Source organism: Anabaena azotica FACHB-119, from assembly GCF_014697625.1.
Lineage (GTDB): Bacteria > Cyanobacteriota > Cyanobacteriia > Cyanobacteriales > Nostocaceae > Trichormus > Trichormus azoticus_A.
In genome coordinates this window covers 126,767-142,360 of the sequence record NZ_JACJSG010000015.1, presented here as the reverse complement: position 1 = coordinate 142,360, position 15,594 = coordinate 126,767, and the positions used below count along the sequence as shown (strand labels likewise).

Annotated in this window: 11 protein-coding genes; 3 read left to right on the top strand and 8 right to left on the bottom strand. The window is 41.6% G+C overall.

The features are described 5' to 3' along the window. Positions 1 to 68 precede the first annotated feature (68 nt). Entirely contained in the window at positions 69 to 2,168 is a 2,100-nt protein-coding gene (locus tag H6G83_RS35320; RefSeq protein WP_242044580.1) for an RNaseH domain-containing protein, read from the top strand. A gap of 9 nt (positions 2,169 to 2,177) precedes the next feature. On the opposite strand, the gene H6G83_RS13245 is transcribed toward H6G83_RS35320, so the two are convergent. The 4 genes from H6G83_RS13245 to hisG form a co-directional block, all read right to left on the bottom strand. Further along, positions 2,178 to 4,457 (bottom strand): hybrid sensor histidine kinase/response regulator, encoded by a 2,280-nt coding sequence (locus H6G83_RS13245; RefSeq protein ID WP_190472603.1) that lies wholly within the window; start codon positions 4,455 to 4,457, stop codon positions 2,178 to 2,180. A 5-nt stretch (positions 4,458 to 4,462) separates the two neighbouring features. Beyond that, positions 4,463 to 4,888 (bottom strand): response regulator, encoded by a 426-nt coding sequence (locus tag H6G83_RS13240; RefSeq protein WP_199328422.1) that lies wholly within the window; start codon positions 4,886 to 4,888, stop codon positions 4,463 to 4,465. A 17-nt stretch (positions 4,889 to 4,905) separates the two neighbouring features. Beyond that, complete coding sequence (locus H6G83_RS13235) at positions 4,906 to 7,704, bottom strand: GAF domain-containing protein (protein WP_190472597.1); 2,799 nt, start codon at positions 7,702 to 7,704, stop codon at positions 4,906 to 4,908. A gap of 271 nt (positions 7,705 to 7,975) precedes the next feature. Further along, complete coding sequence (gene hisG / locus H6G83_RS13230; RefSeq protein ID WP_190472593.1) at positions 7,976 to 8,617, bottom strand: ATP phosphoribosyltransferase; 642 nt, start codon at positions 8,615 to 8,617, stop codon at positions 7,976 to 7,978. A gap of 78 nt (positions 8,618 to 8,695) precedes the next feature. Between hisG and rppA the strand changes: the two genes are divergently transcribed. Beyond that, positions 8,696 to 9,388 (top strand): two-component system response regulator RppA, encoded by a 693-nt coding sequence (gene rppA / locus H6G83_RS13225; protein WP_190472589.1) that lies wholly within the window; start codon positions 8,696 to 8,698, stop codon positions 9,386 to 9,388. A gap of 280 nt (positions 9,389 to 9,668) precedes the next feature. Then, positions 9,669 to 10,019, top strand: a complete 351-nt coding sequence (locus tag H6G83_RS13220) for a hypothetical protein (protein WP_190472649.1) — start codon at positions 9,669 to 9,671, stop codon at positions 10,017 to 10,019. Here H6G83_RS13220 and H6G83_RS13215 read toward each other — a convergent pair. The 4 genes from H6G83_RS13215 to H6G83_RS13200 form a co-directional block, all read right to left on the bottom strand. Then, on the bottom strand, positions 9,979 to 11,019 hold the full coding sequence (locus H6G83_RS13215) for a lysophospholipid acyltransferase family protein (protein WP_190472588.1): 1,041 nt from the start codon (positions 11,017 to 11,019) through the stop codon (positions 9,979 to 9,981). The two genes, H6G83_RS13220 and H6G83_RS13215, sit on opposite strands and share 41 nt — an antisense overlap. 331 nt (positions 11,020 to 11,350) lie before the next feature. Beyond that, positions 11,351 to 12,184: a sterol desaturase family protein gene (locus tag H6G83_RS13210; protein WP_190472584.1), complete on the bottom strand. Its 834-nt coding sequence runs from the start codon at positions 12,182 to 12,184 to the stop codon at positions 11,351 to 11,353. 416 nt (positions 12,185 to 12,600) lie between these two features. After that, a complete protein-coding gene (locus H6G83_RS13205) occupies positions 12,601 to 14,757 on the bottom strand; it encodes a polyribonucleotide nucleotidyltransferase (RefSeq protein WP_190472581.1) in 2,157 nt (718 codons plus the stop codon). A 245-nt stretch (positions 14,758 to 15,002) separates the two neighbouring features. Further along, positions 15,003 to 15,560 (bottom strand): GNAT family N-acetyltransferase, encoded by a 558-nt coding sequence (locus H6G83_RS13200; protein ID WP_190472578.1) that lies wholly within the window; start codon positions 15,558 to 15,560, stop codon positions 15,003 to 15,005. Between the last annotated feature and the right edge of the window lie 34 nt (positions 15,561 to 15,594).

The window sequence follows — 15,594 nt, the reverse complement described above, 5'->3', positions numbered from 1 at the left end:
GCCAGAGATATGCTCATGAACCATTAATAGAAACTAATTATGGACGTGATATTTCTGTGTTGATGGGCATGAATGAAGAACGCTTATCTGGGTATGATATAGATTCTACTTTAATCAGGCTCACTATTGAAAATAATGGCAGAGAAGACAGTAAGCAGTGGAAATTTCAATTACCAAATTTACTATCTGCTTTTAAGGCGCGATCGCTTCAATCTAGCAATGATATTCTACTGAATCCTAGTAAATATACCAATTTACAAAATATCCCTGACTGGCTAAAAGATGAATATTATATAGTTCATGCTGAAGGATATAAGTATGAACATGAAAACTCTAAAAGAGGACACAGCATTAAACCTGGATTTAGTTTGCAGGAGCGTGGAGATATAGTAAATCAAGTATTGCTGTTATTAGATAATATACTTATTCCAGATGAGCCGATCCAAACTGATATTCCTACTCCATCTGGACAAAATACACCCTTAGCAATGCGTAATTACGAATTTATCTCCCAGCCTAAAATCATTACAAAACCGGAAAAAGCAAAGCTGAGTGAAGCAGAAATTAAGGAACGTGTAGATAAACATCATCAGAAAAGACAAATAATCATTGCTGATGCTATGCGAAGAGCATTAGCAGGAAAAATCATGTATATCTTTCTATTATGGCGCGAACGAGATACCCATGATGTTGTCTATCAAAAATTACGCGATGTTTTTTTACTAAATGAAGAAGAAAATTTTCCCGCGTATATCAAAGTAGTACCTATTTGGGTTGATGATGCCAATCTTTTAAAGCCACTAGATACAAATGGATTAGCTCCTAAAGATGGTCAAGAGTTTGATAAACAAATTAGTAAACAGTATCAGAGTAAACGCGAGGAATGGCGTAAGTTCCTGCAAGTAAAGCTTAAGCCTTTTATTGATGTTTCCATACAACATTATTGCTTTGCAATTGTGGAAATTGGACAAACGAAAAAGAAAGGAGTATATCCACAGCAAAATATTTATGGAGCAGTTCGGGAAGCTTGTGTGTTAGAAAAAATTAGTTCCCAAATGGTGCAAACTGTTTCACCAAAAGCTAATAAGCAAGAAGATAATGAGAAAAATGTTACACCCTCTTATAATAAGAAAACTGAAGGGCGAATCTTAAACGCCGTATTGGATTTGACATTACGTCAGACTGGCACACTATATGGTTTACCTTCAGAAGTTTATGAACGAGCGGGGATAGGGAAGGAAATTGCACAAAACCTAGATGTAATTGCCTTGTGCCGTCGTCAAGTCAATCAAGCTAGTAATAATATTCACTATATTCTTGCAGTTCGTCTACGGGCAACTGGTGAGGTTGATGTATTATTTCCTCATGCAAAGGATTGGATTCCTTATCCAAGAGCAGGAATTGAACTTGGGCTAATTTTCTCACAGGTAAGACGCGATCGCCATCTCTTAAAAACAGTTCAATTAAAGGGGATAGAACTAGCTAAATTTGCGGCTGATGTACTCACACAAATTAGCGCCCCCACACTGGTTTTAATTGAGGCGGAGGGATGGCGTAACGAGCGTGGTGAGGATAATGAGGGTCAAGCTTGGTTTCAATTAAAAAATGAATTTCTTTTTGCCAAGCGTGATGTATTAGATTTCCAACACATTCCGGGTCATGCTTGTGTGTATACTCGTGACCATGAGGTACTCAAAAACTTACTGGGAATCATCCGCTTACGCTCTGGCGATGAAACATCCCAATATATCACTAATAGAAAAACTTGGGATGAAAAGTCTCCAGCAAGGGATCTAATAAATTTAAGTGGCTATTACGATACATCTGTACCTGAGTTACTTCATTACTTCTCAATTGGCAAATTACCAACTACTCAAAAAGGTCAAGATACCCCAACAACAAGGGAACTCTATATGCTTGATTCTCAAAATGAAGAACACGGTGCAAATATTGCTTTCAAGCATCAACAAATATTAGAAATGGTTCCCTTCTTCATTCATCCAGATTTCCAAAAAACAGCAGAAAGTATCAAGGCCCTTTGCCGAGTACCGCATTATCTACGCATTTCTCCAGCATGGTCTATGGGTAATATTATTTCTCCATATCCCTTGCATTTGGGTAAACAACTCATCCAAGATTATTTATGTATTTTGGGCATAGAAATTTAAGTTGATATTTCATATCATCACTTCATGCAGTGCCAACAATAATTCATTGACAGTGTAGGGTTTGGCTAGGAATGAGTTAGCGCCAGTATTAACTATTTCATTTAACTTATTTTTAGAAATCAGTCCACTGGTAGCAATAATTTTGACTTGGGGGTTAATTTTCTTTAAGGTGCGGATAGTCGTCAACCCATCTAGCACGGGTAACATGATATTCATGAGTACAGCACTAATTTTATCGGCATTTTTGGCGTAGAGTGCGATCGCCTCAACCCCATCACTAGCAACTAAGGCTTTATATTGATGAGTTTCTAAGGATGTTTTTGTAATATCCTGTATTGAAGGTTCATCATCAACAATCAAAATTAACTCTCCATGACCTGGAGGCGGTATAAAATTATCACAAATCGGCATTTCTGAACCTGCCACAGCTGGCAAGTAAACTTTAAAAGTAGTACCACGCTCTGGTTCACTATGAACGCTAATAAAACCGCCGTGGCTTTTGACAATACCCAAAACGGTGGAAAGTCCTAAGCCTGTACCTTGTCCTATGGCTTTGGTGGTAAAGAATGGCTCGAAAATTCTATCTAAGTTTTCTTCAGAAATACCAACGCCTGTATCGGCAACTGACACCATAATATAAGAGCCTTGTTTGGCTTCCAAGTTCATGCGGGCGTAATTCTCATCAATTAAAAGATTCTCAGCAGAGATTGTCAGCTTACCACCGTTAGGCATGGCATCGCGGGCATTTACACAGAGATTCATCAGCACTTGATGGAGTTGAGTACTATCTCCCGAAACCATCCATAAGTTACCGGGTATATCTGTGTAAACTTCGATAGATTTGGGAAATGTTTCTTTTAAAATTTTGGCAACTTCCACAATTAAATGCTTCACTTGTAAAGTGATACGCTTCCCTTCTACACCTCTAGCGAAGGACAGCACTTGTTTAACTAAATCAGCACCACGTTTAGCATTAATTTCTAAAATTTCTAATAAGTGTTGAGTGCGTTCATCTGCGTCAGGAAATTTAAGTGGTAATAATTGCGCTCCTGCTAAAATTGGTGTCAAGATATTGTTGAGGTCATGAGCGATACCACTAGCAAGAGTGCCAATACTTTCTAAACGTTGAGTACGAAATAATTGAGCTTCTAAATGTTTTTTCTGCGTAATATCTGTATCGACAGAGAGAATAGATTTTGGTCTTCCCTGTTCATCACAGACTAAACTCCAGCGACTAGCTACTATTATGTCCTTCCCAGCTTTGGTAACTTTATTTAATTCTCCTTGCCAATTACCTTGAGAAATTACATTTAATAAAGCTGCTTCCACTTCTTGAGAGGGTTCACGAAATAAAAGCTCAGTAGCATTTTCTCCTGTAGCCTCATCAGCTTGCCAACCGTAGAGATTTTCTGCACCTTTATTCCAAAACAGAATTTTATTTTCCAAATCACGCACGCATATTGCATCTGTAGTGATGTCGAGTAAGGCTGCTTGTTCGCGAATTTTGGCTTCGGCTAATTTACGTTCACTAATATCAATACAGGCACAAGTTATACCCACAATTTCTTGCGACTCATTCCGCAATGGCTCGACAGTTAAATCGTAATATTTTATTCCTAAAGGCGTGTTAATAGATACTTCCTGACGAGTACCTGTGCCTGTGGTGAGGACATGATATTTGATGGCTGTGAGGCATTGTACATCTTGCTCTGACATAATCTCAGAGTCTTGTTTGCCTAACATTTCTTCAATTGTCCACCCGGTAATAGGGTTATAAATCCAGGTATAACGCAAGTCTGTGTCTTGATTAAACACAAAAATAGGGGAGTTTTTCAAGGCTACGCGAAATCGCTCTTCACTATGGCGCAGTGCTTCCTCTATTCGTTGACGTTCTATGGCATAACGCATGGAACGTACTAATAAGTCGCCAGTGACTTGTCCTTTGACTAAATAATCCTGCGCTCCCTCCTGCATCGCTCTGAGTGCTAAGTTTTCATCATCCATGCCTGTTAAGACGATGATGGGAATAGCTTTTGTCTCACGGTTAGCTCTGACAAAGGTATCTAGACCTTGACTATCAGGTAGCGATAAATCTAATAGCATGACATCAAAAGGTGAACTAAGTCCACCAGAGGTATCATCGGCTAAAATTTTGATTGCTTGTGATAGTTTTTCAACTGTTTCTAACTCTACCTTGGCTGTATTAACCTCTTTAATTAACTCTTGAATTAAAAAAGCGTCCCCAGGATTATCTTCTACTAATATGACCTTAATAATTTCATCTGCCATTGCGTTCACTCCGGTGGCAGCTTGACGATCGCAAACCAAAAGTTTTCTATAGATTGTACAATTCTAACGAATTGGTCAAAGTCAACTGGTTTAGTTATATAACAATTAGCCGATAAGTTATAAGCTTTGATAATATCTTCCTCTGCCTGAGAAGTAGTCAAAACGACTACAGGAATGCGTTTGAGATGGTTATCAGTTTTAATTTCCGCCAATACTTCCCGCCCATCTTTCCTTGGCAGGTTTAAATCAAGCAGCACTATATCTGGGTGAGGTACATTGCTATATTTATCCTGCTTTCGCAGAAACGCCATTGCCTCTACCCCATCTTCGACTATATTCAAGTTAACTGAGATTTTGCTATCTTCCAAAGCAATGCGCGTAAGTTCAGCATCTCCGGGGTTATCCTCTACTAACAAAACCTCAATTGGCATAATAGCTGTTGTAATATTCACGATTGTTTTCCTACTTGTTCTGGAATTGTGAAGTAGAAAGTCGAGCCTTGGCCCGGTTCCGACTCCACCCAGATACGACCACCGTGGCGTTCTATTATTTTCTTACAAATTGCTAGACCAATGCCTGTACCTGGGTATTTACTTCTACCATGCAGGCGTTGAAAAATTACAAAAATACGCTCGGCATACTGGGGTTCTATACCAATGCCATTGTCGCGGACTGAGAATAACCATGTTTTTTGGGGGTTGGGGGTTGGGGACTGGGGACTGGGGACTGGGGACTGGGGACTGGGGGGAGATGGGGGAGTGGGGGGAGATGGGGGAGATGAGGGAGTGGGGGGAGATGGGGGAGATGAGGGAATGGGGGGAGAATATTGGTTTTCCTCCTGTTCCCTGTTCCCTGTTCCCTGTTCCCTGTTCCCTGTTCCCTGTTCCCTGTTCCCTGTTCCCTGTCCCCTGTCCCCTGTCCCCTGTCCCCTATCCCCTGTTCCCTGTCCCCTGTCCCCTGTCCCCTGTTCCCCCCCTGTTCCCTCAAGTCCAATATGGATTTTGGGTGCTGCATCTTGGCGGAATTTGATGGCGTTGGCGATGAGGTTTTGCAATACTTGGGTGAGTTGGGTGGGGTCTGCTATGACTGTAGGTAAGGGGTCGTGGGTGATGACTGCCCCAGATTCTTCAATGGCGATTTTGAGATTAGCGATCGCTCGTTGTAAAATTACACCACAGTCAACTGAAACAAATGGTTGTCCACGGGTGGTAACTCGTGAGTAATTTAATAAGTCGTTGATTAAGGTCTGCATCCGCCTTGCACCATCAACGGCATAGTTAATGAACTGTTCAGCGTTGCTATCTAGTTGATTTTTATACCTCCTTTCCAATAATTGTAAATAACTAGTCACCATCCGCAAGGGTTCTTGTAAATCATGGGAGGCTACGTAGGCAAAGTTTTCTAGTTCGGTGTTAGAACGAGCTAGTTCCTGGCTTTGCTTGGTTTGTAGTTCTAATAATTGCCCTTGGGCTAAGGCGATACCAATTTGGTTGGCTAGCTGTTGCAATAATTCCAATTCAAAATTATTCCAATGACGGGGAGCAGAACATTGATGGGCTATGAGTAAGCCCCAAATTCCATCACGGTTAAGAATGGGAACTACGAGGTTAGCTTTCACACCAAATTGTTGCAAAAATTCTCGATGACAGTTTTGAATATCTGCTTTAGTAATATCTAATATGGCGCTAACTCTGCCTTGACGATATTTCTCGACGTAATCTTCGGCAAAACAAGGGTCAAGAATATTCTGCCCCAATACCACCGGCCAGCCTGGAAGGACAGCTTCTTGTACTACGGTTCCCGAACCATCAGCCCACAACCGGAAAATCAGTACTCGGTCAGCTTGTAACAGTTGCTGCACTTCCTTAACTGATGTTTGCAGAATTTCGTCAATATCTAAGGTCTCTCGAATTTTCAAGGTGATTTCGGCAAATAATTGCGATCGCAAATTCTGTCTTCTTAATTCTTCTTCTGTCCGCTTGCGTTCTGTGATATCGGTATGAGACCCTACCATTCGCACTACATTACCTGCTTCATCCCAAAGCGCCTGACCTCGATCCAAAATCCATTTATAACTACCGTCTTTACACAATACACGATGCTCGGTCACGTAATATGGTGTTTTCTTGGTCAAATGGTCTTCAACTGCTTGCATTACCCAATCAATATCATCAGGATGCACCCGCTTTGACCATTCATCAAAATGGTTAGTAATTTCCTGGTCTTCATACCCCAACATTTGTATCCAGCGACTGGAAAAGAAGACTTCGTTTGTCTTCACATTCCAATCCCAGATACCATCATTGTTACCATTTAACGCCAACAGCCAACGTTCCTCACTCTCGCGCAGTGCGGCGGCTGTGCGTCTACGTTCAGTTATATCTTGGAAGTAAACAGATAAGCCGTCTTTACTTGGGTAGATATGCACTGCAAACCATTTGTTAAGCGGTGGATAAAATTCCTCAAATTCCACGCTGATTTTTTGGGCGATCGCTCGGCGCGTCTCACGATAAAATAAAGAAGCTTCTGTATCTAAAAATACTTCCCAAATACTTTTCCCTAATAGCTCATGTTGGCTTTTCTGTAGTAACCTAGCCGCTTGACCATTGACGTAAGTAAATATCCAATCTTTATCGATGGCAAAAAACGCATCAGTAATACTTTCTAAGATATTGGCAATCTGATCTCTTGCTGCTTCCGATTGTATACGTACTGCTTGCTCGTGATTCATTAACTTTTCGCTAATCCGAGCCACATCAGCTATATTGCGCCTCAGTTCCAACTGACTAATTACTAGGCGGCTTAAAGCTTCAAGTGCGTGAATTTGTTCTGGAGTTAGTTCTTTTGGCTGTCTGTCAATTACACAAAGTGTTCCTAAAAAATGCCCTTCTGGTGTTAACAGTGGTACACCTGCATAAAATCTTACATGAGGATATGATGTAACGACTGGGTTATGAATGAAGCGATCGTCAGCCAAGGTGTCAGGAACTACTACAACACCTTGTTTCTCCTGACAAAGATAAGATAAACCCACATTCCGGGGCATTTCTGGCACATCTATACCGAGTTTCGCTTTAAACCATTGACGATTTTCATCAATAAAATTAACCAAAGCTATGGGTGTACCACAAATAAACGCCGCTAATTGAGCCAAATTGTTATAAATCTCTTCCGGTTCAGTATCCAAAATTTGATATTGGCGTAAAGCTGCTAGTCTCGCCTGTTCATCATGCAAAGGATATTTCATGAAAAAAATTATATAAATTTTTGCTAAAATTTGATACAAAAATAGATTAAAAGCTGCTTATCAAAAGAGAAAGTATAACTAACTTATAGTCTAGACAAAATTATTTATATAATTAAATTAAAAAAAATTATTAAAAATACCCACCTCCAGGGAGATGTTTGTGTAGTGTTCTGGAGGAGGGATGTTGTTAATTATTTTGGTGGGCAGTGCAGCGCCCTACTGTCACTATCCCCTATGATCTTTCTAAACTGCGGCGACAATTTGCGATCGCCTACGGCGCGGCGTAAGCCAATCGCACTTCCTCAACCAATTGATGTAAGTTACCCGTATTCAAGCGATAGCTGAGGGGATGAGCAATTAACCTAGCTGTACTTTCATACAAAGTAGTAATTTCAATCAAACCATTCTCTTTGAGAGTCCGGCCTGTAGAAACGAGATCCACAATAGCTTCAGACATACCCGTAATTGGCCCAAGTTCCACAGAACCATAAAGTGGGACTATTTCCACAGGTAAATCCAAACTTTGGAAATATTCACGAGCGCAATTCACATATTTAGAAGCCACCCGGCTGTGCGGTGGTAAATCTTGCGGTGACTTGTAAGGACTTGATGCTTTAACAGCCACCGACATCCGACAATAGCCAAACTGTAAATCGACTAAATGCGCCACCTGTGGCTGTTTTTCCCGCAGGGTATCGTAACCGATAATACCGATTTGTGCTTGTCCGTACTCCACATAGACAGGCACATCTTGCCCTCTCACTAATAATCCTTTTGCCGTTCCACTAGCATCAGTGATTTGCAACTGACGATTTCCTGAGTCTAAAAAAGCACTAAAATCCAAACCTACAGATTGTAGTAGGCGGATGCTATGTTTGAGTAGTTCCCCTTTCGGCAACGCAACAGTTAACATTCGTTTTCTTGGTATCCTTAGCTAGAGACACATTCTAGTGTCAATATTGAGGATATCTCTATTGCTTCCCCCAAGCACATGAGAATTTTATTAGTTGATGACGAAGTAGAACTAGCAGATCCCCTAAGCCGCGCCTTAACTCGTGAAGGGTACACCGTAGATGCTGCTTATGAAGGGGCAAAAGGTAGCGAAATGGCCAGGGTAGGTAATTACGACCTACTGATTTTAGACTGGATGTTACCAGGAAAAACAGGCTTAGATATTTGTCAAGAATTGCGCCAAGAAGGCAAAGTTACGCCAGTTTTATTCCTCACTGCCAAGGATACCTTAGATGACCGCGTACAAGGTTTAGATGCAGGTGCAGACGATTATTTAGTCAAGCCCTTTGAACTGCGAGAACTGCTAGCTAGAGTCCGGGCTTTATTGCGGCGTTCCGGTTCTCAAACCTATGAAGCAACACCAGGAAGATTAACAGTAGCCGACTTAGAACTTGACTGTGAAAATCAAGTCGCCTACCGTCAAGGGCGAGTCATTGAACTCTCGCAAAAAGAAAGCCAACTGCTGCAATACTTCATGGAACACACCGGACAACTTTTAACCCACGCCCAAATTCTGCAAAATCTTTGGCAAGATAGCGAACCACCAAATAGTAACGTGATCGCCGCGTTAATCAGATTGCTCCGCCGGAAAATCGAAGTAGGCAAAGAACAACCTTTAATTCATACAGTTTACGGTAAAGGCTACCGCTTCGGGATATCTTCAACGGAGTAAGGACTTACGCAACTAACACTTGGGGTAGGGTCTGACTTTTCAAGTCATGTGGAAAAGCTAACGACAGACCTAACCCCCCAGCCCCCTTCCCTAGTAGGGAAGGGGGAGAAATCAAAGCCTCTCTCCTTGTAGGAGAGAGGTTTGGAGAGAGGTCTTCCAGATCCCGTGAAAAGTCAGGGGGTAGGGTGCGTCAGATGGGGAAAATCCTTGAATCTGTAGGAAATTATTGGGGCTGACGCACCCTACAGTTAATATTTTGAGTAAATCAAAATTAAAAATTATGAATCGCCCAAGAATTATTCAACCAGGACAGAGCTATACTTTCAGTAAATATTTTGAATTGCCATTTTCTCCAGAAGATATACTTGTTGAACTGGGTTGTAGTTATGAGCGCGATCGCTTGCAATTACCCAAAACAGAATCTAAAGTTATATCGAGTACCCGAAGAATTATCAGAATTAGTAAAGATTTTGGTTGGTATATTGAGCAATTAAAAGTTGATGATGGCTACAATATCATGGTTTCGGTGCAGCACTCCCCACCCTACAAATACTTTTTCTCTTTGCGCCTTTGCGTGAGAAATTCAAAATTTACTCCACAACACGCAAGTTTTTATTTAACAACTCACTAAGGCGAAATTGCAATCGTTCTTGAAATTGTTTAGCTCGTTGATAAAGCACCTTACGTTCTTGAGCCACAATACCAAAATCTTTTTCCACAGGCTGGATAAAATAACGTAAGCTTGTTCTCATCGCCCAAACACCCATTGAAGGGAAGAGAATTAAAGCAAACATCAAAGGCGATATCGGACAAAACGGTAATTTAGTTAGTTGTTGTAATCTTTTGAGGTTAATAGTCCAAGGATGTAAATTTTCACTGCCGATACAGACAACTGGGAGAATGGGGATATGATAGCGATCGCTCAACTGTAAAAAACTCACATCAAACTTTTGCAGTTGGTAGCGTTTACCCCAACCTTTACGCGGCCCCCGTACCCCTTCCGGTGCATATAACAAGATTTTACCCTGTGCGACTGCTGCCTCAAAATCGCTCAACTCCGCCCGCACTGCACCCAAAACCTGCGACCATTTAGGCGGTAGCCACCAAACCATCCAAGGATGCTCAAATAATGACCCCTCTGCTATGGGATGCGCTACCCATCCCCTTGTTTCACCTAATAAATATCCCAAGCTAATAAAATCCCAAGGGAAAGACATCCCTGCATGATTCATCGCTACAATTATCGGCCCAGTAGATGGCAAATTCTCCACTTGTTGCAACTCTCCCCGGAAATAATGTTGCACAATTGGGGCGAGAATTTCTTGACGAAAAGCTTGTTGATAATTGGGGTTAAATTCCTCAACCTCTGTCCTTGGAGAACGGCAACCCAGACGCAACCATCTACTTATAAATGCTAAATAAAAACCACCAGGAATTAAAAATAAGAGATATTCTAACCAATGCCAACCATCTGGGTCTTGATGATAATGTTGCCAGTGACGGTTCAATAAAATTAACCAGCCTGGAGGATACCACAAACAAAACCAATCAAACCAGTTAAATTTATAACCCTGGTCTATATTTGCCTCTGATTGTAAATTTATCAAGTTTTCAGATGGTTGATTAATCACAAATCTTTAATATAGTAGATAAAAATACTATTAAATAAATATAATAGCTTGTTAAATTTATCATTCATATCTTACCTTAGACGTAAAATTTACTACATTTTAAATTTTGGTTACATATCATTCAGGTGCAACTTATGGCAACAGATAAATGGACTATTAAGCGGATCTCGGTTGGTTTTAGTCAGTACGAAGTTGAAATATTGCAGGAGTATTGTAAAAAATATGGTACAGAGAAAACAGACGTAATTAAAGTTTTTTGATAGTTTATCTACCTGTTCCTTGTTCACTTGTCTTTCTCAGCAACAATGTGTGCTGAGGTTAAGTAATAGGCTCAATGACTAGAAGATTTCATTGTCATCTTTTCTAAAGAAGCGACAGGAAACATCAATCCAGTTGTTTTTGTAGGAGGATTCAGCGTTTTAAATACTCTATCCCAAAATCCTTGAATCCCATAGTTTCCTTTGAAACAACTATGGTGAAGATCGTGAAAATCTGATGGCACAAAAAAGATTGATAAAGAACTATGTCCTTCTAGGTTATAAGCATTGCCGATAATAGTCCAGGCAAGTAATTGGGTAATATCATACCCAAAGATAAATATAGGTAAAAGGTCTGTAACAGTAACAATAATATATTCAGTCAAACTTTTATGTCCAGCTACAAAGCTGGAGGAGTCGGCAAACTCATGATGTTGAAGATGAATTTTCTGCAAGAATTTTCTGTGAAATAACCAATGGGAAATGTAAAAACAGAAATCAGCAGCAATTATTCTCATCAAAAACCATCCAATGTTTAAGAGTAAGCCATTTCCTCTAACCACTTCTGGCGCTAAATAGAGAATAATAAATGCTGCTATGAAACTCTTAATTTCTCCCAAAATTATACCTTTTGCAGTAAAGGGAGGAAATGGTTGTTTTTTTACTTGCTTAACTCTGGAAGTCAATTTATCTCTTAAAGTATCATTCTGTTTAAGGATTTTTTCAATAAAAAGACCAACGCTATAAAAAGAGACAGAACCAACCAGCCAATATAATAGCACCTGAGTGATAAAGTTGAGTTTGATACTGTGTAATAGCCAATACAATATTTGCTGAACAATTGTGCAACTAATAGCGATTTTGATGTAAAACTCGACTTCAAAACAAAAATCAAAAAACTTTTTCATGCCTGTAGACTTTATCGATGATTTTCGTCATAAGCTAAAACACACCTAAATTGCTTAACCACTTGTGAAGGTCGTCCTTGGTCATTCGTCATTTGTATTGGCAAGGTGCAAAGTCTGAGCGGAGGAAGCGTCTGCTGAAAACTTTGTCAGAGAAGACAAGGGACAAATGACATTATCAACCAGAGAATATGCAACTTGAACGCACATTAGCTTACTTTAGAGGATTATATGCTTAAGGAAACGATTTATACAGGGAAAATCTTAAATAACTTTCAGGACTTACACAAGTGGCATAGCGATCGCTATTTATTTTGACTTTCAGTATTAAACTTATTCAATTTAGTAAAAGACTTTACGGCGATGCCTCGTAAAGTAGGCATCGCGGATTTTAGATATTATCTAAAATCCCTATCGATTTAACGATTCACCGCCGCAGCTTCTCTTGCCGCAGCTGCTTGATCTGGATGGATACCCAGACGTGTGAGGTTAATTCGTCCTTTATTGTCAATTTCGCGAACTTTGACAATTACTTCATCACCAACTGCAACTTCATCCTCAACTTTACCGACACGATAATCAGCTAGTTGGGAAATGTGGATCATCCCTTCCTTGCCTGGAAGAAATTCCACAAAAGCGCCTATAGGTATAATCCGTGTCACACGTCCCGCGTAAACGTCGCCTTCATTCAGCTTGCGGGTCATGCCTTGAATAATATTCTTGGCTCTTTTCGCCTTGGTTTCATCAACCGCAGAAATGGTAACTGTGCCATCATCTTCAATATCAACTTTGGCTCCAGTTTCTTCGGTGATACCTTTAATTGTCTTCCCACCAGGCCCAATGACTAAACCAATCATGTCTGGATCAATCTTGATAGTCAACAGGCGAGGCGCGTAGGGTGAAGTTTCGGTGCGTGGCGTGTCGATAGTTTGGAGCATTTTCTCCAAAATATGCAGTCTGGCAGACTTGGCTTGGTGGATGGCTTGGGCTATCACTTCCAAGGATAAACCAGAGATTTTCATGTCCATTTGCAAGGCGGTAATGCCTGTATCCGTCCCCGCAACTTTGAAGTCCATGTCCCCTAAGAAGTCTTCAATGCCTTGAATGTCTGTCAAGACTCGGACTTCATCACCTTCTTTAATCAAACCCATCGCTGCACCACTGACGGGTTTAATAATTGGCACACCAGCATCCATTAATGCCAAGGTGGAACCGCATACGGAACCCATTGAGGTGGAACCGTTGGAGGAAAGCACTTCCGAAACTACGCGAATCACGTAGGGGAACTGCTCTTTGGGTGGGAGTATAGGGATGATGGCTCTCTCTGCTAATGCACCGTGACCAACTTCCCTTCTACCAGGGGCGCGTAAAGGCTTGGTTTCGCCTACGGAGAAGGGGGGGAAGTTGTAGTGATGGAGGTAGCGTTTGGATTGGTCTGTTTGCAGGTCATCGTTGAGGTTTTGGGCATCGCCGGGAGTACCCAAGGTACAAGCTGATAATACCTGAGTTAGTCCCCGGTTAAATAAGCCGCTACCGTGGACGCGCTTGGGTAATACGCCCACTTGACAGGAGACTGGACGCACTTCATCAAGTTTACGACCATCAACGCGCACGTTATCTTCAACGATTTGGCGGCGCATGAAGTATTTTGTAATATCTTTAAAAGTGTTGCCCAGGGCTTTGCTGTCTGCGGTTGCAGCTACCTTGATGGGGTCTTCTTCTGGGAGTTCGGCGATCGCTGTGGCAATATTTTCTTTAACAACATCCAACGCGGCATCGCGTTCGGGTTTGGTAAGTTCAAATTGAGCCAGAATTTTCTTAATTTCGTCGCTGGCGCGATCGCGGATATAATTTTCCAGAGTTTGGTCTACTTCTGGTGGTGCTTCCTGCACAATTTCCAGACCAAGTTCGGCTACTAGGTCTTGCTGCGCTTTGATTAAGTCGCGCACAGCTTCATAACCGAAATCAATCGCCTCAATAATATCTCGCTCTGGTAATTGATTTGCCCCTGCTTCCACCATGATTACACCGTCGGGTGAACCTGCGACCACCAGATCCAAATCTCCAGCTTCGATTTCCGCGTAGGTGGGGTTAATGATGAAATCATCGCCTACTAAACCTACCCTCACGGCTGCCATTGGCCCGTTAAAGGGAATTTTAGCGATTAAAGTGGCAATGGACGCACCTGTTACTGCTAACACGTCCGGTGGTACTTGCTCATCCATCGACATAGTAAAGGCGACGATTTGCAAGTCATCCCGCAACCATGAAGGGAACAAGGGACGTAGGGGACGGTCTATCAAACGACTGGTGAGAATGGCTTTTTCTGGCGGACGACCTTCTCGGCGCATAATCCCACCAGGGATTCTCCCCGCCGCATACAATCTTTCTTCATAATCTACTGTCAGGGGAAGAAAGTCAATGCCCTCTCTGGCTTGCGATCGCGTAGCTGTCACTAGAACAGCTGTATCCCCCGATTCTATCAAAACCGACCCACCCGCTTGGGGTGCTAGTAGGCCTACCTTCAGTCGAATATCCCTTCCATCGAAGGATATTGACTTCTCAAATTCTGCCATTCAACTTTTTTTCCTTCTATGCACGCTATTCTCTCTCTGTGGCAATCCTAACATTTATGCCCTGTAACTGGCTTGTTATCAGTTATCAGTTATCAGTTATCAGTTGTCAGTTGTTAGTTGTTCTCCCTTGCTCCCTTGCTCCTCTGCTCCTCTGCTCCTAACCCCTCCTGGGAGGGGTTAGGGGTGGGTTGCTCCTCTGCTCCCCTGCTCCCCTGCTCCTCTGCTCCTCTGCTCCCCCCACTCCCTCATCTCCCCCCACTCCCTAAACTCTTGTACATCATCACCGCCTTTACTACCTGCCCATCGGCTAGCTTGGCTGCGTTGGGAATGTTGCCAATGATATCAAAACCCAGGGACTGCCAGAGAGTGATTGAAGGTATATTAGTTTCAAATACTAAATTAAACATGACTGCTTCGTAGCCTAACTGGGCTGCTATTAACAGCATTGATTCTCCCATGAATCTACCTATCCCCTGTCCCCGCAGTCCTGGTTGTACAATAAAACCAGCGTTGCAGATATGACTGCACCGCCCTGGAAAGTTCGGCTTGATATAAAATGACCCTAATATTGTTTGTGGCTTGTATGTGCCATCCTCACCAGATACCCTGACGACAAAGGCATCTTTACCCAACCAGTAAGCTGCAAATTCTGGCTGTGATAGTGGTTGCTTTTGGGGATAAGTTTTCCCTTCATCAATGACAAAGTTGAGCAGTGTCCTAACTTCTTCATATTCTTGAGGTTTTATATAATCTAATTCTACAGTTGTACCGTTTTTTAGCGCTTTATATAGAGGAAGATTCATTATTTATGTTCTTTGATTTATAGCGATTATTATA